Source organism: Streptomyces sp. NBC_00310 (assembly GCF_036208085.1).
Lineage (GTDB): Bacteria > Actinomycetota > Actinomycetes > Streptomycetales > Streptomycetaceae > Streptomyces.
This window is the reverse complement of record NZ_CP130714.1, coordinates 7,914,782-7,933,995: the sequence shown is the minus strand read 5'-3', so window position 1 is coordinate 7,933,995 and position 19,214 is coordinate 7,914,782. Positions and strand designations below refer to the sequence as shown.

Below are 19,214 nucleotides of genomic sequence, written 5' to 3'. Positions count from 1 at the left end.
CCCTACCCGGCGGTACCCGTGCCAGAAACCCTCGGGCTTTCGGTGGCCAGAAGGCGACGCCGGCGCCACAGCACCAGCGGCACCGCTCCCGCGAGGCCGAGCGCCCCGGGGGCGGCGGCGCTCAGGTTCTGGTCGAAGGTGTCGGGAACCGGCAGCGTGGACCAGCGGGTGGGCGGCCAGGCGACCACGATGGCGCGGCCCACGGCCTGGCTGACGGGGACCATGCCCTTGTTGCTGTCGTTCTGGTGGTAGCGGGAGTCCAGCGAGTTCTGCCGGTGGTCACCCATGACCCAGATTTTGCCCTCGGGCACCTTCACCTTGAACTGGCCGCCGGTGTCGTCGACGGTGCAGGGGGTGTTGCCCGGGTACACGTACGGCTCGTTCAGCGCCTTGCCGTTGACCTTCAGCGGGCCGGTGCCCTTGCACTCCACGGTGTCGCCGGCGACGCCGACGACCCGCTTGATGAGGTCCTTCTCCTCGGCGGACGGCATCAGGCCGATCCAGCCGAGGACCCGCTGCACGGCGTTGGGCTCCAGGGTGGGCTCGCCGTCCAGCCAGCCGTCCGGGTCGTGGAAGACGACGACCTCGCCGCGCTCGGGCTCGGAGCCGAACCACGGGGTGAGCTTGTCGACCAGGACCCGGTCGCCCTCCTGCAGCGTGTTCTGCATCGAGTCGGACGGGATGGAGAACGCCTGCACCAGGAACGTCTTGATCAGCAGCGCGAGCACCAGCGCGATACCGATCAGGATCGGCAGTTCCTTCCAGAAGGAACGCTGCTTCTTCCTGGGCCGCTCTTCCTGGTCGCCGTCGTCGGCCGAGGTCCGGGCGCCGTCCCCGCCGTCCGCCCCCTCCGGGGAGTCACTCCCGGTGTCGGCGGAACCCTCGGAATTCACGACGCCCTCCGCGTTCTCCGCGGCCGGGGAAGCCGCCTCGTCGGATCGCTCCGGCCGTTCTTCGGAACCACCGTGTCCGGACCGTGCGCCGACCGCCAAATCCCCCACATCCACTCCTCACTCCGTACCGCCGCCCGCGCCACAGCCGGTGCAGGCCCACCACTCCCATAACGAGCGGGAGTTCCGCAGGGGTCGGGAGAGGGATCAATCCGTTTCGATCCGCGGAGGCCACCCTATGCGAAGCGCCGAGGGCGGTGGTCGACCCGCTCGGTACGGCGGAGAACGTGTCCGGTTCCTCCAACTGCCCCCAGTGGCCCACCGGCCAGGCGATGACGACGGCCCGGCCGACGACGGAATCCTCCGGGACCGTCCCGCCGAACTGGGCCGTCTTCGAGTCGTCGGACTGGTGGGCGCGTGAGTCGGCGGAGTTCTCCCGGTGGTCGCCCATCACCCAGAGGCGGCCCTGGGGCACGGTCACCTCGAACCGCTGGGTCGAGGGCTGGTTGCCGGGGTGGATGTAGGCCGTCTCGTCCAGCGGCATGCCGTTGACGGTGACACGGCCCTGGGTGTCACAGCACTTGACGGTGTCGCCGCCGACCGCGACGACCCGCTTGATCAGGTCCTGCTCGTCGTCGGACGGGAGAAGGCCGATGAACTGCAGGCCTTCCTTTATCTGCTTGATGACGATCGGATCCTCGGTGGCGGCCGTCGTCTGCTCGTCCTCCAGCCAGCCGCCCGGGTCCTTGAAGACGACCACGTCCCCGCGGGTGGGCTTGGAGCCGAACCAGGGCGTGAGCTTGTCGACCAGGACACGGTCGCCGATCTGGATCGTCTGCTCCATGGAGCCCGACGGGATCACGAACGCCTGGACGAGGAAGGTCTTCAGGACCAGAGCTATGAGGACGGCGACACCGACGAGGAGCGGGATCTCCTTGACCGCGGAGCGACGCCTGCGCCGCTTGATCTTGCGGGCGAGCTTGCGCCGCTCGACCCGGCTCGGCCGGGCGGCACCGCCGGACCGCCGCGAACCGGTGGGCAGCAGGTTGGCCGCCGCGGTGGTGGGAGGCGCACCGCGGGGTTTGCCACGGTTACCCATGCGCACCGCCCGCGGCGGGCACACGCGCGTAGGCGTCCGGACGGTCCAGACGTGTCCAGTGGTCGGCGGGCCAGGCGATCCAGTCGGCCCGGCCGATCACGGAGTCGAGCGGGACCATGCCGCCGCCGGGCGATCCCAGGTGGTCACGGGAATCGCTGGAGTCACTGCGGTGGTCGCCGAGGAGGAACAGCCTGCCCTCGGGGACGACCACGTCGAAGGGAACGTTCGACGGGCTGTCGCCCGGATACAGAAACGACGACTCGTCGACCCACCGGCCGTTCACCTCAAGCCTCCCCTCCTGGTCGCAGCAGACCACCCGGTCGCCCCCCACGCCGACAACGCGCTTGACGTAGTCGGCGTTCCCGAAGTAGCCGGTGCCGTCGAAGACGACGACGTCACCGCGCTGCGGCTCAGATCCGAAACGGTACGCCAACTTATTTACGAGAACGCGGTCCCCGATCCTCAATGAGTCGGCCATGGAGCTGCTGGGAATCTGGAACGGCTGGATCACGAAGTTGCTGAAGAGCGCCAGAAGAAGCAGGCAGATCAGCACGGTCAGGGTGTATCTCCCGCCCGGAACCCACTCGGTGGTCCGGTCCACCCATGCGAAACGCGACCGCTCCTCCGGCCCTCGCGTGTCGGAGATCTCCTCGGAGACCTCCGCGCCGGAAGGGCGGGGGGAACGGTCGCGCTCCATGTGCTGCTGTGCTTCGGTGTCCATCGGGGCCAGATCGTATCCGGCCCCGCTGTGACGACCTTTTGTGACGCGAACGCGCGATCAGTTGTCGCGCTTCTCCTTGATCTTCGCCGCCTTGCCGCGCAGCTCGCGCAGGTAGTACAGCTTGGCGCGACGGACGTCACCGCGGGTGACGAGCTCGATCTTCTCGACGATCGGGGTGTGCACCGGGAAGGTGCGCTCGACGCCGACGGAGAACGAGACCTTGCGGACCGTGAAGGTCTCGCGGACACCGGCGCCCTGGCGACGGATCACCACGCCCTTGAACTGCTGCACACGGGAGCGGTTGCCCTCGATGACGCGGACGTGGACGTTGACGGTGTCACCCGGGCGGAAGGCCGGGATGTCGCTCCGCAGCGACGCGGAGTCGAGGGAGTCGAGCAGGTGAGACATTTCGTCTGCTTTCTTCGCCCATGCCACAGGTCATAGGCGGGAGCTAGGTGTTACGAGAGGATGCTGTCCGTGTCGGGGCGGGCGTCGTGTCCCCCTGCGGCAGGGGCGCGCGCCGGACGACGCACAACAACGGCCTATTCTTCCACGCCCTCGGGCCGCCGCCAAAATCGGCCGTGCGACTCCCCTTCCGGGTCCGGGGCCCAGCCCAGGATGGAGAGCATCTCGCGGTCCTTCTTGTCGAAGGCCTTGGGGTCGCAACGCTCGATGAGGTCGGGCCGGTTGGCGGCCGTACGCTTCAGGGCCTCGTCCCGGCGCCACCGCGCGATCTTGCCGTGGTGGCCGCTGAGCAGCACCTCGGGGATGTCGCGGCCACGCCACTCGGGGGGCTTCGTGTAGACCGGCCCCTCCAGGAGGTTGGCCATGGCGCCGGGCGCGAAGGAGTCGTCCCGGTGGGACTCGGCGTTGCCGAGGACGCCGGGCAGCAGCCGCGCGACGGCCTCGGTGACGACGAGGACGGCCGCCTCGCCGCCGGCGAGCACGTAGTCGCCGATGGACACCTCGTAGACCGGCATGCGGGTGGCGTACTCGTCGATCACCCGGCGGTCGATGCCCTCGTAACGCGCCGGCGTGAAGACCAGCCAGGGGCGCTCGGAGAGTTCGACGGCGAGTTCCTGGGTGAAGGGGCGACCGCTGGGGGTGGGGACGATGAGCGCGGGCCGGTGGGAGCCCGTCTCGTAGCCGTCGGCGAGGACGGAGTCCAGGGCGTCGCCCCAGGGGTCGGTCTTCATGACCATGCCGGGGCCGCCGCCGTACGGGGTGTCGTCGACCGTGTTGTGCCGGTCGTACGTCCACTCGCGCAGATCGTGGACGTGCACGTTCAGCTGTCCGCGCGCGCGTGCCTTGCCGACGAGGGAGACGTTCAGGGGTTCGAGGTACTCGGGGAAGATCGTGACGACGTCGAGCCGCATCAGGCCTCGTCCCCGGCCGGCTCGGCGGAGTCCTCGGAGTCCCGGGCGGACGCGATCTCCGCCCGGTCGTCGATCAGCCCGGGTGGCGGGTCGATGACCGCCCGCTGCTCCTTCAGGTCGATCTCGGTGACGATCGACTCGACGAACGGGATCATCACCTCGCTCCCGTCGGGCCGCTCGACGATGAAGAGGTCCTGGGAGGGCAGGTGCGAGATCTCGGTGATCCGGCCGACCTCGACTCCCTCCTTGGTGACCACGTCCAGGTCCATCAGCTGGTGGTCGTAGTACTCGTCCTCTTCCTCCGGCAGCTCCTCCGGGTCCACCTCCGCGATCAGCAGGGTGTTGCGGAGGGCCTCGGCGGCGTTGCGGTCGCGGACGCCCTCGAAGCGCAGGAGCAGCCGGCCGCTGTGGACCCGGCCGGTCTCGATGGTGAGCGGACCCGTCGAGGCGGGGTCCGTGAGCAGAACGGCGCCGGGGGCGAGCCGGAGTTCCGGCTCGTCGGTGCGGACCTCGACGGTGACCTCACCCTTGATGCCGTGGGCGCGGCCGATCCGTGCGACTACGAGCTGCACTGTGCTTGATCTCCTGTCATACGACTACGGGCCGGGGACGGCCCAGAGGCCCTCCCCGGCCCGAGCCGGTGCTGCGAATCTTCGTCAGCGGACGTGATCCACGTCGACGAGGTCGACACGGACACCACGGCCGCCGATGGCACCCACGACGGTACGCAGAGCACGGGCGGTACGGCCGTTGCGGCCGATCACCTTACCGAGGTCGTCGGGGTGGACCCGGACCTCGAGTACGCGCCCCCGGCGCAGGTTGCGGGAAGCGACCTGCACGTCGTCGGGGTTGTCGACGATGCCCTTGACGAGGTGCTCGAGAGCCTCCTCGAGCATGCTCAGGCCTCGGTCGGCTCAGACGAGGAAGACGCAGCGGCAGCCTCGTCCTTCTTGTCGGCCTTCTTCTTCTGGGTGATCGCCTCACCCTTGCCCTCGTCGTCGCCGCCCAGGGCCTCGAACGACGGGCGCGCGGACTTCGGCTGAGCCACGAGGAGCGGCGCCGGAGCGGGCTCGCCCTTGAACTTCTGCCAGTCGCCGGTCTTCTTCAGAATGGCGAGCACGGGCTCGGTCGGCTGCGCGCCGACACCCAGCCAGTACGCGACGCGCTCCTCGTCGACCTCGATGACCGACGGGTTGTACGTCGGGTGGTACTTGCCGATCTCCTCGATCGCACGACCGTCACGACGGGTACGGGAGTCGGCGATGACGATGCGGTAGTGAGGCGAACGGATCTTGCCCAGACGCTTCAGCTTGATCTTGACTGCCACGGGAGTGGGTTCTCCTGGATTTGACGTGATTGGGCACGGCGAGAGAGCCGCGTGGGGTTGCGGTACCCGAGTGCCCGATGGACGCGTCAGCCGGAGGAGAGAGGGGTCCTGTGCGACTGTCGAGTACAGCTAGCCATTGTGCCACACCCAGCGGGTCGCTTCGGCCGTCAGGGTGCGTTCAGCCATGGCTGAGCGGCACCCCGCGCCAGGGGGTGCCGCTCACCGGAGTGGAGGGTGCCGCCGCGCACCCGTGCCGCCACAGAGGCACGACTGCCCGCGGCCGGGCGGGCGCGAGGCTGCGGCGGCTCCCTCCACTCCGGGTACGGCTCGACATACGACTCACTGGTACGGCCGCCACGAGCAGCCGTCTGTTCAGTGCGTCGTCGTGTCACGCCGCGCCCACGACCTCCGGGATCCGGAAGGGCTTGCCGCAGCCGCCGCAGACGATGGGGGCCTGGGCGAGTACGGACGGGACGACCCGGACGTTGCGGCCGCAGTCGCAGACGGCCTTGACGCGGACGCCGCCGCCGGAGGACCCGTGGCGGGCGGCCGGGCCCCGGAAGCTGCGGGCCGTGTCCGCGGAGGTCGCGGCGGTGTGGGCCTTGAGGGCGCGCTGCAGTCTGTCGATGGTCGGGCGGTAGCGACGCTTGGCCTCGGGGTTGAGCGTGACCAGCGAGAAACCGCTGCTGGGATGCGGTTCCTCGGGGTGGTCGAGGCCGAGCTCCTCGGCGATCGCGAGGAATCTGCGGTTGTGGTACCGGCCCGCCCGGGAGGTGTCGCGGACTCCACGCGCGGCGGCGATGCCATGGACTGCCTCATGGAGCAGTCGCTCGAAGGAGAGTTCGTGCCCGCAGGCGGACGACGACTCCCCGATCAGGGACTCGGGAGCGGCAAGATCCGGCAGCTCGGGGTGGTGCCGTTGAATGTCGGCCCACGCCTGTGCCAGTTCTGCGGCGAGAACAGGTGGTGTCTGTGTCGTGCTCACGTAATGACAACGAGCCGGAGTGCCCCTGTGTTCCGATTCCGGGCCATCCCAAATAATTTGCACGTACCCGTCAGTTGCCACTAGTGCGTCCTGACGAGGGCGGGTGCGCTGATCTGCGGAGAAGCCTCGCAGCTCCCCACAAGGCGGTACGTAGTAACACGTACGCCCCGACGCGTAGCGAGGTCCGCGCGTCGGGGGCACCTGTGGTCGGCTGATGTGCAAGGGGCGTTTCGGTCGCTCTCCCGGCGGAACGGGGTGCTCTAGTAAGCGCGCGCCACGACGGCGACGTTACCGGGTGCGTCGTAGGAGTCGGGCACCGACCCGTCCGCGGCGACCAGACACCGTACGGTCACCGCGTGCTCCCCGAGCTTGGTCTCGCCGTCCTCTCCCAGCCTCGACCAGGGGATACGCGCCCAGCCGCCGCCCGCGGCGGCCTCGATCGCCTCGTCGAGGGTGGACACCTCGGTCGTACGGGACTCGCGGCGCTCGCGCGACTGCTTCAGGAGGAGCGCCTGGTCCTCTTCGAAGACGGTGGGCAGCAGGTGTACCAGCGAGTCGAGGGCGACCGGCTCCTTGCCGCCCGGGATGCGACGGGCGAGCATCGCGGTGCCGTTCTCCAGGTCACGGGGGCCGACCTCGATGCGTACGGGGACGCCCTTGAGTTCCCAGTCGACGGCGCGGCGGCCGAACGGGATGTCCGTACGGTCGTCCACCTTGACGCGGATGCCGGCCGCCTTCAGCTGGGCGCCGAGCTCGCGGACCTTGGCCAGAACCGCGTCGTCGCCCTTGATCGCGAGGACGACGGCCTGGACCTGGGCCAGCCGGGGCGGGACCCGCAGGCCGTTGTCGTCGCCGTGCATCATCACCAGGGCGCCGATCATGCGGGTGGTGGAGCCCCAGGATGTCTGCCAGACGAGCTCCTGCTTGCCTTCCTTCGACAGATACCGGGTGTTGAAGGCCTTGGCGAAGTTCTGGCCCAGCTCGTGGCTGGTGGCCATCTGGAGGGCCTTGCCGTCGCCCATCATGCCTTCGAGCGTGAGGGTGTTGATGGCGCCCGCGAAGCGCTCCTTGACGGTCTTGCGGCCGGGGACGACGTCCATCGCGAGGACGTTCACCATGAAGTCCTCGTAGACCTCCCGGTGGATGTGCGCGGCGAAGTCGCGCGCCTCCTCGTACGTCGCGTGCGCCGTGTGGCCCTCCTGCCAGAGGAACTCGCTCGTGCGGAGGAAGAGCCGGGGGCGCAGCTCCCAACGGACCACGTTCGCCCACTGGTTGATCAGCAGCGGCAGGTCGCGGTAGCTCTGCACCCACTTCGAGAAGTAGTCATTGATGATCATCTCGGAGGTGGGGCGGACCACGGCGGGCTCTTCGAGGTCCTTGCCGCCGCCGTGCGTCACCACGGCCAGCTCGGGCGCGAAGCCCTCGACGTGCTCGGCCTCCCGGGCGAGGTAGGACTGCGGGATCAGGAGCGGGAAGTACGCGTTCTGGGTGCCCGTCTCCTTGATCCGGGCGTCCATCTCCTGCTGCATCCGCTCCCACAGCCCGTACCCGTACGGTCGGATGACCATGGTGCCGCGCACCGGACCGTTGTCGGCCAGTTCGGCCTTGGTGATCAGATCCTGGTACCAGCGCGGGAAGTCGTCCGCGCGGGGCGTGAGTACGGGAGCCTTTGCCATGGCGCGATGGTACGGGTCCACGTTGCGGGGATGTGAATTCTTTTGCCCGCGCACGGACAGTACGCAAGCAGGTGTCCGAGACCCCTGGACGACTCGCCGGGCGGGGAGTTTCCTGGCATACGGGGGGGGAGTGCGAGCGCGCACTGCCACGGGGGCCAGGAAATCCGGCAACGGCAACTCACGGCGGATTGGGGCGCTTTCGATATGACACCTACGCTCGTGCGGCAGCAACTGCCTCGCGCGGGGGCCACACCCCGCGTGGACCGGTGTGCACGCGCGCGTGACTGGGCCGAGATTCAGGAACGGATGCTGGTGCCGCTGTACGAGGCCGTCCACCGGCGGCTCGACGTCGGTACCGGGACGCGCCTGCTCGGCCTCGGCTGCGGGTCGGGGCTCGCGCTGCTGATGGCGGCGTCGCGGGGAGCCTCGGTCACCGGCGTCGACTCGGGGTCGCCGGAGAGAACGGCACTCGCGCGGGAGCGACTGCAGCCGGAAGGGTGGGGCACGCGCGCGCGTGTCGGCACACGGGTCGTCGACGGTGTCCCCGAGGACGCGGTCCGCGGCCCCGGGGACCCGCCGTACAACCTGGTGACCGCCTTCGAGCCGATCGGCTGTCTGGCCGGGGACTCCGAGGGCCTCGGCGAACTGCTCGCCGCGGCGACCCCGCTGGCGGAACGCGGTGCTCCGGTGATCCTGGCCGGCTGGGGCCCGCCGGAACGCTGCACCACGTCCACCGTGCTCCGCGTGGCCACGAAGCTCGCCGACCCTCTGCGCAGCGCGGGCAGTTGGCGTCCGGCGCTGCGGGACGACCTGGAGGAGGTCGCCCAGCGGGCCGGCCTGAAACCGGACGGCTCGGGACGCGTGGCCTGCCCCTTCGGGTACGCCAACGTGGACAACGCGGTACGGGGGCTGCTGTCGACCGGCCTGTTCGACGCGGCGATCAGGGCCACCGACCAGGCACAGGTGGACAAGGAACTGACCGAGGCCCTGCACCCCCACCGCCGCCGGGACGGCACGGTCTGGATGCCGAACGTGTTCCGCTACCTGATCGCGCGGACGCCCTGAGCGATGCGGGGCACGCCTTGAGGACTTCGGGGCGCTCCCCGAACGTTGTGGGGAACACTGAGAAGGTCTTCGAGACTTCTTCCGACGCGGGTGTGAATGGTGTGAAGAAAGCGGGCCGGTAGCGCTTTCGCTTGGCCAAGCGCCGCGCGGCAGCCATAGCCTGGCGCATCGTCCAGGGGAACAACACATCTGCGTACGGGAGTTGCCACCAGAAGCACCACGAGCGACACCACACATGCCGTCCACGCACACGGCACCCGGCGCCGCGCGCCCGGCCACACCCCCCGGCCGGTCACGCGGCGTCCGCCGTTGTGGGCGGGTCAGCCCATGAACTTCTTGAACTCGTCCGGCAGCTCGAAGTCCTGAGCGCCCTGCTGGCCCGGCAGTCCGAGGGCACCGCCCTGGGCCGCGGCGGCCCGGCGGGCGGCCTCCTCCTGCTCCTGCTGCTTGCGCTTCATCGGGTTGCCCGAGCGCTGCTTGCCCTTGGCCTGCTTGGGCTGCTTCTTGCTGCGACCGGGGCCACCACCCATGCCGGGCATCCCGGGCATGCCGGGCATGCCACCGCCCTGGGCCATGCGGGACATCATCTTGCGGGCCTCGAAGAACCGCTCGACGAGGCTCTTCACCGCGCTGACCTCGACACCGGAGCCCTTGGCGATACGGGCACGGCGCGAGCCGTTGATGATCGTCGGCTCCTGGCGCTCGGCCGGGGTCATCGACTTGATGATCGCGGCCGTGCGGTCGACGTCGCGCTCGTCGATGTTGTTGATCTGGTCCTTGATCTGGCCCATGCCGGGCAGCATGCCGAGCAGCTTGCTGATGCTGCCCATCTTCCTGACCTGCTCCATCTGGGCCAGGAAGTCGTCGAGCGTGAAGTCCTGGCCCTTCTTGGACGCCAGCTTGGAGGCCATCTTGGCGGCCTCTTCCTGGCTGAAGGTCTTCTCCGCCTGCTCGATCAGGGTGAGCAGGTCACCCATGTCGAGGATGCGGGAGGCCATCCGGTCCGGGTGGAACGCGTCGAACTCGTCGAGCTTCTCGCCGTTCGACGCGAACATGATCGGCTTGCCGGTGACGGAGGCGATCGACAGGGCGGCACCACCGCGGGCGTCACCGTCGAGCTTGGAGAGGACCACGCCGTCGAAGCCGACGCCGTCCCGGAAGGCCTCGGCCGTGTTGACGGCGTCCTGACCGATCATCGCGTCGACGACGAAGAGGATCTCGTCCGGGGAGACCGCGTCCCGGATGTCGGCGGCCTGCCGCATCATCTCCTGGTCGATGCCCAGCCGGCCCGCGGTGTCGACGACCACGATGTCGTGGACCTTCGACTTGGCGAACTCGATGGAGTCCTTGGCGACCTTGACCGGGTCACCCACGCCGTTGCCCGGCTCGGGGGCGTAGACCGCCACGCCGGCGCGCTCGGCCACGACGCTGAGCTGGTTGACCGCGTTCGGGCGCTGGAGGTCACAGGCGACGAGGAGCGGCGAGTGGCCCTGCTCCTTCAGCCAGCGGCCCAGCTTGCCCGCGAGGGTCGTCTTACCGGCACCCTGGAGACCCGCGAGCATGATCACGGTCGGCGGGTTCTTGGCGAAGCGCAGGCGGCGGGTCTCGCCGCCGAGGATCCTGACCAGCTCCTCGTTGACGATCTTGAGGACCTGCTGGGCGGGGTTCAGCGCCTTGGAGACCTCGGCGCCGAGCGCGCGCTCCTTGACGTTCTTGATGAAGCCCCGGACGACCGGCAGCGCGACGTCCGCCTCCAGGAGCGCGATGCGGATCTCGCGCGCCGTGGCGTCGATGTCCGCCTCGGAAAGGCGCCCCTTGCCGCGCAGGTTCTTGAAAGTCGCTGAGAGGCGATCGGAGAGCGTATCGAACACGGCGGTGTCGGTCCTCGGAGTCGGGGGCAGGGTGGGCTGCCCTCCAGGGTATCTGTCTGGGTGTGGTCGGGTCTCCACCCCTGTGGATAGTGGTGACGGAGCCCGGCCCGCACGGGTACGGGGCCGGGCGGGCCCCGTACCCGTCGTGTGTCAGCCGCGCAGGGTCTCCTCCAGCTTCCGCGCCACGGACGCCGCCTCGTCGCCCGGCAGCGGTGCCCCCTTCGGCCCGGTCACGTAGAAGGCGTCCACGGCGTTGGCGCCGAGCGTGCTGACGTGCGCGCTGCGCATCCGTACGTGCGAGTCCTCCAGGGCGCGCCCGATCCGGTGCAGGAGCCCGGGTGCGTCCTGGGCGCGTACCTCGATGACCGTGGCGTGTCGGGAGGCCGCCGCGGCAACCGTGACGCGCGGCGGGGGCGCGACGACACCCCGCCGCCGGGGGTAGGCCGCGTCCCGCTCGGCCAGTCGCCCGGCGATGTCCAGCGAGCCGTCCAGGGCCCGGACGAGATCGGCGCGGAGCCGGGCCGCCTGGGGCAGGGAGCCGTACTCGGCGGCCACCCGCCAGTTCAGCAGCAGTACCGAGCCCTCGACGCCGTCCGGGAGGTCGAACGTCCGCAGTTCGGCCGTGCGCACGGTGAGCCGGTGCATGGCGAGAACGCCGGCGACCGCGGGCAGGACGCCCGCCTGGTCGGGGACGGCGATGAGGAGTTCCACGCCGAGCGGCTCGGGGTCGGCCTTCTCGTCCTTCTCCTCGGGGGCGGCCTCCGTCTGCGCGCGCAGCGACAGCACCGGGCCGCCCGTGCGGAACGCCTCGATGGCGAGCCGCTCCTGTTCGGCGCTGATCTCGCCGGGCTCCGGCTCCTGCGGGGCGTCCCCGGCGAACAGCGCGTCGACCCGCTGGACCAGCTCGGACACGAGCGAGGCACGCCACGACGACCAGGCGGCGGGCCCGGTGGCCAGCGCGTCCGACTCGGTCAGCGCGTGCAGCAGTTCGAGCGTGCCCGGCGATCCGACGGCGTCGGCCACGGACCGGACGGTGGCCGGGTCCTCCAGGTCACGCCGGGTGGCGGTGTCGACGAGCAGCAGATGATGGCGTACGAGGGTGGAGAGCACCGCCACGTCCTCGCGGTCGAAGCCGATCCTGGCCGCCACGTCCTTGGCGATGATCTCGCCGGCCACGGAGTGGTCCCCGGGCCAGCCCTTGCCGATGTCGTGCAGCAGCGCGGCGACGAGCAGGAGGTCGGGCCGGTGGACCCGGCGGGTCATCTCGGAGGCCTGGACCGCGGTCTCGATGAGGTGCCGGTCGACGGTCCAGATGTGCACGGCGTTGCGCTGGGGCCGGCAGCGCACCCGCTCCCAGTCGGGCAGCAGGTGCGTGATGAGGCCTTCGGCCTCCAGCGCCTCCCAGACGTCGACGGTCGGGCGTCCGGAACCCAGCAGGGTGACGAGCTGCTCGCGCGCCTCCGCGGGCCAGGGTGTGGGCAGCGGCCGGGCAGCGGCCGCCAGGCGTCGTACGGCGTGCAGGGACAGCGGCAGTCCGGCCTGGGCGGCAGCGGCGGCGGCGCGCAGCGGCAGCACCGGGTCCCGATCGGGCCGGGCGGCGCGCGCGAGCACGACCTCCCCGTCCTGCTCGACCACGCCCTCGGCCAGCGGCGACCGCTCGGGGGCCGGCTTCGCACCGCCGAGCATGGCGCGCAGCCGGGGCCGCACGGCGCGCGACCGCAGCACGCGCCCCACTTCACGCCAGGTCACATCACTGGCGTAGGAGATGACTCTCGCCGCCTCGTACACCTGGCGCAGCAGGGTGTCGGCGTCCAGCAGTCCCAGCTCGGCGGCGACCTGGTCCTGCTCCTGGAGCGCGAGCCGGTCGGTCGCGCGGCCGGTGGCGAGATGCAGCGCGTCCCGTACGTCGAGGAGCCTGCGCCGGGCGTCGGCGAGCCCCTCGCGCGGGGCGTCGGCGAGCCAGGAGGCGGCGACGGCGCGCAGGGCGGTGGCGTCGCGCAGTCCGCCGCGCGCCTCCTTGAGGTCCGGTTCCAGCAGGTACTGCAGCTCCCCCTGCCGCTCGGCCCGCTCGGCGCACAGCTCCTGGAGTTCCGGGAGGCGTTTGGGCGCCTGGTTGCGCCAGTCGGCGAGGACGGCGGTCCGCAGTCCGGCGGTCAGGCCCAGATCACCGGCGATGTGCCGGGCGTCCAGCAGCCCCAGTTGCACCTTGAGGTCCTCGCCGGCGGTCTTGCGGGCCTCGGCGGGGGTGCGCACGGAGTGGTCGAGGGCCAGCCCCAGATCCCAGACGGGATACCAGATGCGGTCGGCCAGCGCGGCCACCGCCGCCCCGTCGGACCCGTCGTGCAGGAGCAGCAGATCGAGATCGCTGCGGGGCGAGAGCTCGCCGCGCCCGTATCCTCCGACGGCCACGAGGGAGACCCCGCGCGACTCGGCGGCGCCCGCCCCAAAGAGGCCGGCGAGCCAGTCGTCGGTCAGCTCGGCCAGGGCCGAACGGCGCGGCGGCCCGGACTGCGCCTCCTCCTGGAGGAGGCGCAGCCGGGCCGCCGCATAGCCGCTGGGTCCCGAGTCCTCTGCATCCGTACGTACGTCCGTACTCGTCACCCAGCGACTCCTGTTCTTCTCTTCGATCAGAGCGCGTCCGGGCCGCGCTCGCCGGTCCGGACCCGAACGGCCGTCTCGACCGGGAGGGACCAGACCTTGCCGTCACCGATCTTGCCGGTGCGGGCGGCCTTGACGATGACGTCGATCAACTGCTCGGCGTCGTCGTCCTCGGCGAGCACCTCGATACGGATCTTGGGAACCAGGTCCACCGTGTACTCGGCACCCCGGTACACCTCCGTGTGGCCCCGCTGCCGACCGTACCCACTGGCCTCGGTCACCGTAAGGCCGTGCACCCCGAAGGCCTGCAGGGCTTCCTTGATCTCGTCGAGCCGGTGCGGCTTGACGACCGCGGTGATCAGCTTCATGCCCCGACCTTCTTGCTCTCAGTGGCAGCGACGCTGCTCGGGGTGGCGGACATGTGGGAACTGGCTGCCGAGCTGAAGTCGTATGCGGTCTCGGCGTGCGCGGCCTGGTCGATGCCGCTGATCTCGTCGTCCTCGGAGGCGCGGAAGCCGATCGTCTTCTGGATGGCGAAGGCGAGGATGTAGGTCACCACAAAGGTGTAGCCCATCACCGAGAAAGCACCAATCGCCTGCGACAGGAACTGGTCCCAGCCGCCCTTGCCGTCGATGGCGAGGAAGCCGACCATCAGGGTGCCGAGGACACCGCCGACGAGGTGGACGCCCACGACGTCCAGGGAGTCGTCGTAACCGAGCTTGTACTTGAGGCTGACGGCCCAGGAGCAGACGGCACCGGCGACGACACCGATGAGCAGGGCACCGAAGATGTTGACGTTGCCGCCGGACGGGGTGATCGCGACGAGACCGGCGACGGCACCGGAGCAGGCGCCGAGCGTGGTGAAGGCGCCGTGCCGGATGCGCTCGTAGATGAGCCAGCCGAGCATGGCGGCACCGGTCGCGACCTGCGTGTTGATCGCCATCTGGGCGGTGACGCCGTCGACGCCGAGCTCGGAGCCGGCGTTGAAGCCGAACCAGCCGAACCAGAGCAGGGCGGTGCCAAGCAGGACCAGCGGCATGTTGTGCGGCCGCATCGGGTCCTTCTTGAAGCCGACGCGTTTGCCGATCACGAGGACCACTGCGAGCGCGGCGATACCGGCGTTGATGTGGACCGCGGTACCACCGGCGAAGTCGATCACCGGGGTGTCGAGGCTGGCGAGCCAGCCGCCGCCCCAGACCCAGTGGGCGACCGGGAAATACACCGCGGTGACCCATAGGCCGATGAAGATCATCCACGCGCCGAACTTGACGCGGTCGGCGATGGCGCCGCTGATCAGGGCCGCAGTGATGACGGCGAACAGCATCTGGAAGAGAGAGAAGGCGAACGTCGCGATCTGGTGCGCTTTGCCGTTCTCGTCCGTCACGAAGCTGGCCGTGGTACTGGCGGCGTCGACGCCCTTGAGCCCGATCATGTCCAGGTTGCCGATGAAGCCGCCCGAATCACCGCTGAAGGCGAGGGAGTGCCCGTACAGCACCCACAACACGCTCACGATGCCAAGCGAGATGAAGGACATCATCAGCATGTTGAGCACGCTCTTGGAGCGGACCATGCCACCGTAGAAGAGCGCCAGTCCAGGCGTCATCACCATGACGAGCGCTGCACTGATCAATACGAATCCGGTATCTGTGCCGTTCAATGCCGGTGTCTCCTCGTCGTTGGAACGGCCCGTGCGGGCGTCGGGGCCAAGATGCGCCACAGACTCGCCAAACCCGGTTTCCATCGACGCTACGGAACATTTCAGCCACGTAACCAACCGGCCAATGATGTTACGTCTATGTAAAATCCAAGCCCTGTGGGAACTTCTCCGTTATCTCCATGAGACCTTCCGTGCGCCACCCGCCCCGGAGCACCACCTACCCGGAATTCCGCTGCGCCGCACAACGAAAAAGCGGGTTCCCGGTGTCAGAATTCAACACCGGGAACCCTTTCGATTTATTGGTTACTTCCGCTTTTTTACGGCTTGAAGCAGAACCTCATCGTCTGCGCCCAAGCATCGGAGTTATTCTTGATGTACGCCTGCACCGTCGGACGACCAGACATGCAGAACCTCCGGTCATTCTTGCCGGTGGGCGCGTGCCGAATCTCCAGCTTCCCCTTGAAGTAAACCGGCCGGCCCGTGCTGGACTGGGTGTAAGTCTTGTTCTTGTTACCGTACACGGACTTGCGAGTGCCAGCCTTGCGCGAGCCGCACTCCACCGTCGGGGTCGCCGAGACGCTCCACGGGGCACCCACCGAGACGTCGACGTCCATTTCGCACTTACGGCTTTCGTACCAGCGCTGGGTCATCTCCATCTTCGTGGTGGTGGCAGCCTTACCACCCGAGCACTTGGTCAGGACCTTCGTCGTCATCTTCGGCTCGATGATCTTGATGTCCTTGTAGGTGTATCGACCCACAATGTAACCGTACTTAAAGGTCACCTTACCGGACAGGGTGGTGCGAACGCAGCGCTTGAGCGGTTTGGAGTAGAAGCTTTTCGTCTGCGAGTACTTCTTGGTGTGCGTCGTCCACGTGGCGGCATTGACCTCAGAAGCCGGAAGCATGACGAACAGACCCGCCGCGAGGCCCGCCAGGGCAGCCGAAACCGACGTTTTTTTGAACATGGAAAGAATTCCCCGTTCCCCGTGAAAGATGGCGTCTGGTCGAGCGCCATCAACAACAAGCCGCTGAGTTCCGGCCCGCAGGGGAAAAGGTTGCCAGTGCGACATACTCATGTCAATCCGAAAACACCACTCCACTCCAACAGGAACAACCCCTCCCGAAGAAATATCGACCCGAATGTGAGACATGCCGGATTCCTCTTCCCATTTCACGCGGGACCGCTGACACCAACCACGACGATGGTTATCGCAGCGCAACCTTTTGCAGACGACCCGGATTGCACGGACGACGAAGCCGGACGAGCAAGGAGAACCGACCACGGCGGCCATCCGATGACCTGGCATGGGGGAGCCGAGTCGGGCAGTCGGGATGGCCGGCCGCGGCCGGAGCAGAGGGGCCCGCGTGATGCGGCGGGCCGGGGTCAGACCGCCTCGGCGGTCTCGGGGAGGTGGACGGCGAGCTGGTCGGTGAGGTCGACGATCTCGGTGAGGCCGCCGAAATCGCGTACGGCCGTGTCGACGGTCTTTCGGATACGGGTGTTCACCCGCTCGGAACGCACTTTCCTGGCGGTCTCCATGGCCTGCTGGGCCATGGCGGCCCCCTGCTCGGGCTCACGTTGGAGCAGGTGCACGGTGGCCATGCCGATGAGGTTCAGCGCGTAGGACCGCTGGTGTTCGGTGTCCGTGGAGAAGAGCTCGACGGCCCGGCGCATCACGGGTTCGGCGAGGGAGGCGTAGGTGGGGCTGCGGCCGGCGACATAGGCGAGGTCGCGGTAGGAGTGGGAGTTCTCGCCGTGCAGCTCGGCCTCGTTGAAGAAGCGGATCCAGTCGGGGTCCGGGTCGTCCCATTCCTCGGCGTCGGCGAAGACGTCCTCGGCCATCCGCACGGCCCGTTTGCACTTTCCGGGCTGGCCCATGTTGGCGTAGGCACGGGCCTCCATCGCATACAGCATCGACTGGGTGCGCGGGCTCGCGCAGTCACGGCTGCCGTACTGGGCGAGATGGATCAGTTCGAGGGCGTCGTCGGGCCGGCCGAGGTGGATCATCTGACGGCTCATGCTGGACAGGACGTACGAGCCGAGGGGCTTGTCGCCGGCCTCCTTGGCCGCGTGCAGGGCCAGGACGAAGTACTTCTGGGCGGTGGGCTGGAGGCCGATGTCGTAGCTCATCCAGCCGGCCAGCTCGGCCAGCTCGGCGGCGACCTTGAACAGCCGCCGTGTGGTGGCCTCGGCCTGGGGCTCCTGGAGGAGGTCGGTCACCTCGTGCAGCTGGCCGACGACCGCCTTGCGGCGCAGACCGCCGCCGCACTGGGCGTCCCACTGCCGGAACATCACCGTGGTGGACTCGAGGAGGTCCAGCTCCGGTTTGGAGAGCCGGCCGGCGCGGCGGGCGGCGGCCGACGGCTCGGGCTCCGCGCGCGGGGCGGGGGGCACGGGGACGAGCCAGCGCTGCATCGGCTCGATGAGGGCCGGGCCCGCGGACAGGGCGAGCGAGCTCCCGAGGAAGCCGCGCCGCGCCAGCATCAGGTCGCTGCGCGAGAACTCGCTGATCAACGCCACGGTCTGCGGGCCCGTCCAGGGCAGGTCGACACCGGAGACGGACGGGGACTGATGGGCCGCGCGCAGCCCCAGGTCCTCCACGGCGACGACACAGCCGAACCGCTCGGAGAACAGCTCGGAGAGGATCCTCGGGATCGGCTCGCGCGGGTTCTCCCCGTCGAGCCAGCGCCGTACGCGCGAGGTGTCGGTGGAGATGTGGTTGGCACCGAGCTGACGGGCCCGGCGGTTCACCTGCCGGGCGAGCTCGCCCTTGGACCAGCCGCTGCGGACGAACCACGAGCCCAGCAGTTCGTTCGGGCGCTTCTCAGCGTTCGTGCCGCTTCCGCCGTTGCCGCCCACTGGAACGCCCCCATCCCTGAAACCACCTGTGCGCTGTGTGCGCCAAGCCCTACCAGAATGCCGGTTACCACGCCGTACGTCCGACCCCTGTCACCCATCGAACGGAAAGACGACTTGCCCCCGGCATACCCACGGGCGCACACGTCCCCAGACCTCGTGCACTCAAAGTAATCCTACGATCACGCGTCCGGCCACGGCGATTCGAGAAACGCCACCATTCGCCACCCCTTCGAATGAACTAACGGTCGCCCGCACGCGATTCACTTGACACATGACGGCCGAGAGTGGGCGGAGCGATGCATTCAGGGGCGCGTGTCGCAGACCGCACCACCTGGAATGTCGAAGTGCGCCACCCATGCGGAAACAGAGCGTCGCATTCCGACTCCGCCGCGTAACCACCGGCGCGCTGGACCCGTTGGAGGGGGCATGGGCTTCACGATCGGCGGCATCCGGGAGATGCGATCCGGCACGCGTCGACGCGGGCGTTCCTCGGAGTGCACGGCCGTGGCCGAGTTCACCGGCCTCTGGGGATGGGACGTCACCCCCGGCGCGCGGGCGGCTTCGGGCGCGTGCTCGTGCGGCCGGACCACCTGCTCCGCGCCCGGCGCGCATCCACTCGACTTCGCGGCTCCCGTTCCCGCCGGAGCGACGCTCGACGAGGTGACCGAGGCCTGGGCCGAGTTCCCCGGCGCCTCCCTGATGCTCCCGGTGGGCCGGTCCTTCGACGTGATCGAGGTCGCCGAGTCGGCGGGCCGGCACGCGCTCGTCCGCCTCGAACGCATGGGTCTCCCCGTCGGCCCCGTGATCGCCACCCCCGAGGGTCGCGCCCACTTCTTCGTCGCCCCCGGCGCCGCCGCCGAGCTGCCCACCCTGCTCTACCGCATGGGCTGGGACGACCCGTCCGCCCTCGACCTGCGCGGCCTCGGCCCCGGCACCCACGTCACCGCGCCGCCCTCCGACCGCGGTGGCCTCGGCCCGGTCCGCTGGCTCCGCTCCCCCGCCCTCGACTCGGCGACGAGGCCACCGGCCGCGCGGCTGCTGCTGGGGACCTTGGCGTACGTGGCCCACCGGTCGCGGGCCTGACCGCAG

General features: G+C 69.4%; 18 protein-coding genes. 2 read left to right on the top strand and 16 right to left on the bottom strand.

The window, feature by feature from the left end:
* Nucleotides 1-2 precede the first annotated feature (2 nt).
* From lepB (OG202_RS34860) to proS, 10 genes are all read right to left on the bottom strand, one after another.
* Nucleotides 3-893 carry a signal peptidase I gene (gene lepB, locus OG202_RS34860; protein ID WP_327727634.1) on the bottom strand — a complete coding sequence of 297 codons (891 nt, stop codon included), beginning with the start codon at nt 891-893 and terminating at the stop codon, nt 3-5.
* The gene (lepB, locus tag OG202_RS34855; RefSeq protein ID WP_327727635.1) at nt 859-1,989 is read right to left on the bottom strand and encodes a signal peptidase I; all 1,131 of its coding nucleotides are present in this window, start codon (nt 1,987-1,989) and stop codon (nt 859-861) included. The genes lepB (OG202_RS34860) and lepB (OG202_RS34855) overlap by 35 nt, the downstream gene beginning before the upstream one ends.
* Nucleotides 1,982-2,710 (bottom strand): signal peptidase I, encoded by a 729-nt coding sequence (gene lepB / locus OG202_RS34850; RefSeq protein ID WP_327727636.1) that lies wholly within the window; start codon nt 2,708-2,710, stop codon nt 1,982-1,984. The genes lepB (OG202_RS34855) and lepB (OG202_RS34850) overlap by 8 nt, the downstream gene beginning before the upstream one ends.
* Nucleotides 2,711-2,767: 57 nt before the next feature.
* Complete coding sequence (gene rplS, locus OG202_RS34845) at nt 2,768-3,118, bottom strand: 50S ribosomal protein L19 (protein WP_033526928.1); 351 nt, start codon at nt 3,116-3,118, stop codon at nt 2,768-2,770.
* 134 nt (nt 3,119-3,252) lie between these two features.
* Nucleotides 3,253-4,086, bottom strand: coding sequence for a tRNA (guanosine(37)-N1)-methyltransferase TrmD (gene trmD / locus OG202_RS34840; protein WP_327727637.1), 834 nt, complete (start codon nt 4,084-4,086; stop codon nt 3,253-3,255).
* Nucleotides 4,086-4,658, bottom strand: a complete 573-nt coding sequence (gene rimM / locus OG202_RS34835) for a ribosome maturation factor RimM (protein WP_327727638.1) — start codon at nt 4,656-4,658, stop codon at nt 4,086-4,088. The genes trmD and rimM overlap by 1 nt, the downstream gene beginning before the upstream one ends.
* Before the next feature lie 84 nt (nt 4,659-4,742).
* Entirely contained in the window at nt 4,743-4,982 is a 240-nt protein-coding gene (locus tag OG202_RS34830) for an RNA-binding protein (RefSeq protein ID WP_003973401.1), read from the bottom strand.
* 2 nt (nt 4,983-4,984) lie between these two features.
* Nucleotides 4,985-5,413 carry a 30S ribosomal protein S16 gene (gene rpsP, locus OG202_RS34825; protein ID WP_326576786.1) on the bottom strand — a complete coding sequence of 143 codons (429 nt, stop codon included), beginning with the start codon at nt 5,411-5,413 and terminating at the stop codon, nt 4,985-4,987.
* Between the two features lie 388 nt (nt 5,414-5,801).
* Nucleotides 5,802-6,398 carry a hypothetical protein gene (locus tag OG202_RS34820; RefSeq protein ID WP_033526923.1) on the bottom strand — a complete coding sequence of 199 codons (597 nt, stop codon included), beginning with the start codon at nt 6,396-6,398 and terminating at the stop codon, nt 5,802-5,804.
* Nucleotides 6,399-6,658: 260 nt separating this feature from the next.
* The gene (proS, locus tag OG202_RS34815; RefSeq protein ID WP_328224094.1) at nt 6,659-8,074 is read right to left on the bottom strand and encodes a proline--tRNA ligase; all 1,416 of its coding nucleotides are present in this window, start codon (nt 8,072-8,074) and stop codon (nt 6,659-6,661) included.
* A gap of 306 nt (nt 8,075-8,380) precedes the next feature.
* Between proS and OG202_RS34810 the strand changes: the two genes are divergently transcribed.
* Complete coding sequence (locus tag OG202_RS34810; protein ID WP_328224093.1) at nt 8,381-9,139, top strand: SAM-dependent methyltransferase; 759 nt, start codon at nt 8,381-8,383, stop codon at nt 9,137-9,139.
* 320 nt (nt 9,140-9,459) lie between these two features.
* Here the strand turns inward: OG202_RS34810 and ffh are convergent, their stop codons facing one another.
* From ffh to nsdA, 6 genes are all read right to left on the bottom strand, one after another.
* Nucleotides 9,460-11,010 (bottom strand): signal recognition particle protein, encoded by a 1,551-nt coding sequence (gene ffh, locus OG202_RS34805; protein ID WP_326576793.1) that lies wholly within the window; start codon nt 11,008-11,010, stop codon nt 9,460-9,462.
* Nucleotides 11,011-11,160: 150 nt separating this feature from the next.
* Nucleotides 11,161-13,611, bottom strand: coding sequence for a [protein-PII] uridylyltransferase (locus tag OG202_RS34800; RefSeq protein ID WP_327727641.1), 2,451 nt, complete (start codon nt 13,609-13,611; stop codon nt 11,161-11,163).
* Nucleotides 13,612-13,637: 26 nt separating this feature from the next.
* Nucleotides 13,638-13,976, bottom strand: coding sequence for a P-II family nitrogen regulator (locus tag OG202_RS34795; protein WP_003997576.1), 339 nt, complete (start codon nt 13,974-13,976; stop codon nt 13,638-13,640).
* Nucleotides 13,973-15,265, bottom strand: coding sequence for an ammonium transporter (locus OG202_RS34790; protein ID WP_327727642.1), 1,293 nt, complete (start codon nt 15,263-15,265; stop codon nt 13,973-13,975). Before OG202_RS34790 ends, OG202_RS34795 begins: the two co-directional genes overlap by 4 nt.
* A 317-nt stretch (nt 15,266-15,582) precedes the next feature.
* Complete coding sequence (locus tag OG202_RS34785; RefSeq protein WP_328224092.1) at nt 15,583-16,557, bottom strand: hypothetical protein; 975 nt, start codon at nt 16,555-16,557, stop codon at nt 15,583-15,585.
* 92 nt (nt 16,558-16,649) lie between these two features.
* Nucleotides 16,650-18,125, bottom strand: a complete 1,476-nt coding sequence (nsdA, locus tag OG202_RS34780; protein WP_326576830.1) for a transcriptional repressor NsdA — start codon at nt 18,123-18,125, stop codon at nt 16,650-16,652.
* A gap of 426 nt (nt 18,126-18,551) precedes the next feature.
* On the opposite strand from nsdA, the gene OG202_RS34775 reads away from it, so the two are divergent.
* On the top strand, nt 18,552-19,208 hold the full coding sequence (locus tag OG202_RS34775; protein WP_327727644.1) for a bifunctional DNA primase/polymerase: 657 nt from the start codon (nt 18,552-18,554) through the stop codon (nt 19,206-19,208).
* Nucleotides 19,209-19,214 lie beyond the last annotated feature (6 nt).

Excerpts from the sequence above, each read along its gene's own strand:
- lepB (WP_327727635.1), bottom strand. The coding sequence starts at position 1,989 with ATGGGTAACCGTGGCAAACCCCGCGGTGCGCCTCCCACCACCGCGGCG.
- lepB (WP_327727636.1), bottom strand. The coding sequence starts at position 2,710 with ATGGACACCGAAGCACAGCAGCACATGGAGCGCGACCGTTCCCCCCGC.
- rplS (WP_033526928.1), bottom strand. The coding sequence starts at position 3,118 with ATGTCTCACCTGCTCGACTCCCTCGACTCCGCGTCGCTGCGGAGCGAC.
- trmD (WP_327727637.1), bottom strand. The coding sequence starts at position 4,086 with ATGCGGCTCGACGTCGTCACGATCTTCCCCGAGTACCTCGAACCCCTG.
- OG202_RS34830 (WP_003973401.1), bottom strand. The coding sequence starts at position 4,982 with ATGCTCGAGGAGGCTCTCGAGCACCTCGTCAAGGGCATCGTCGACAAC.
- proS (WP_328224094.1), bottom strand. The coding sequence starts at position 8,074 with ATGGCAAAGGCTCCCGTACTCACGCCCCGCGCGGACGACTTCCCGCGC.
- OG202_RS34810 (WP_328224093.1), top strand. The coding sequence starts at position 8,381 with ATGCTGGTGCCGCTGTACGAGGCCGTCCACCGGCGGCTCGACGTCGGT.
- OG202_RS34795 (WP_003997576.1), bottom strand. The coding sequence starts at position 13,976 with ATGAAGCTGATCACCGCGGTCGTCAAGCCGCACCGGCTCGACGAGATC.
- OG202_RS34785 (WP_328224092.1), bottom strand. The coding sequence starts at position 16,557 with ATGGCCGCCGTGGTCGGTTCTCCTTGCTCGTCCGGCTTCGTCGTCCGT.
- OG202_RS34775 (WP_327727644.1), top strand. The coding sequence starts at position 18,552 with ATGGGCTTCACGATCGGCGGCATCCGGGAGATGCGATCCGGCACGCGT.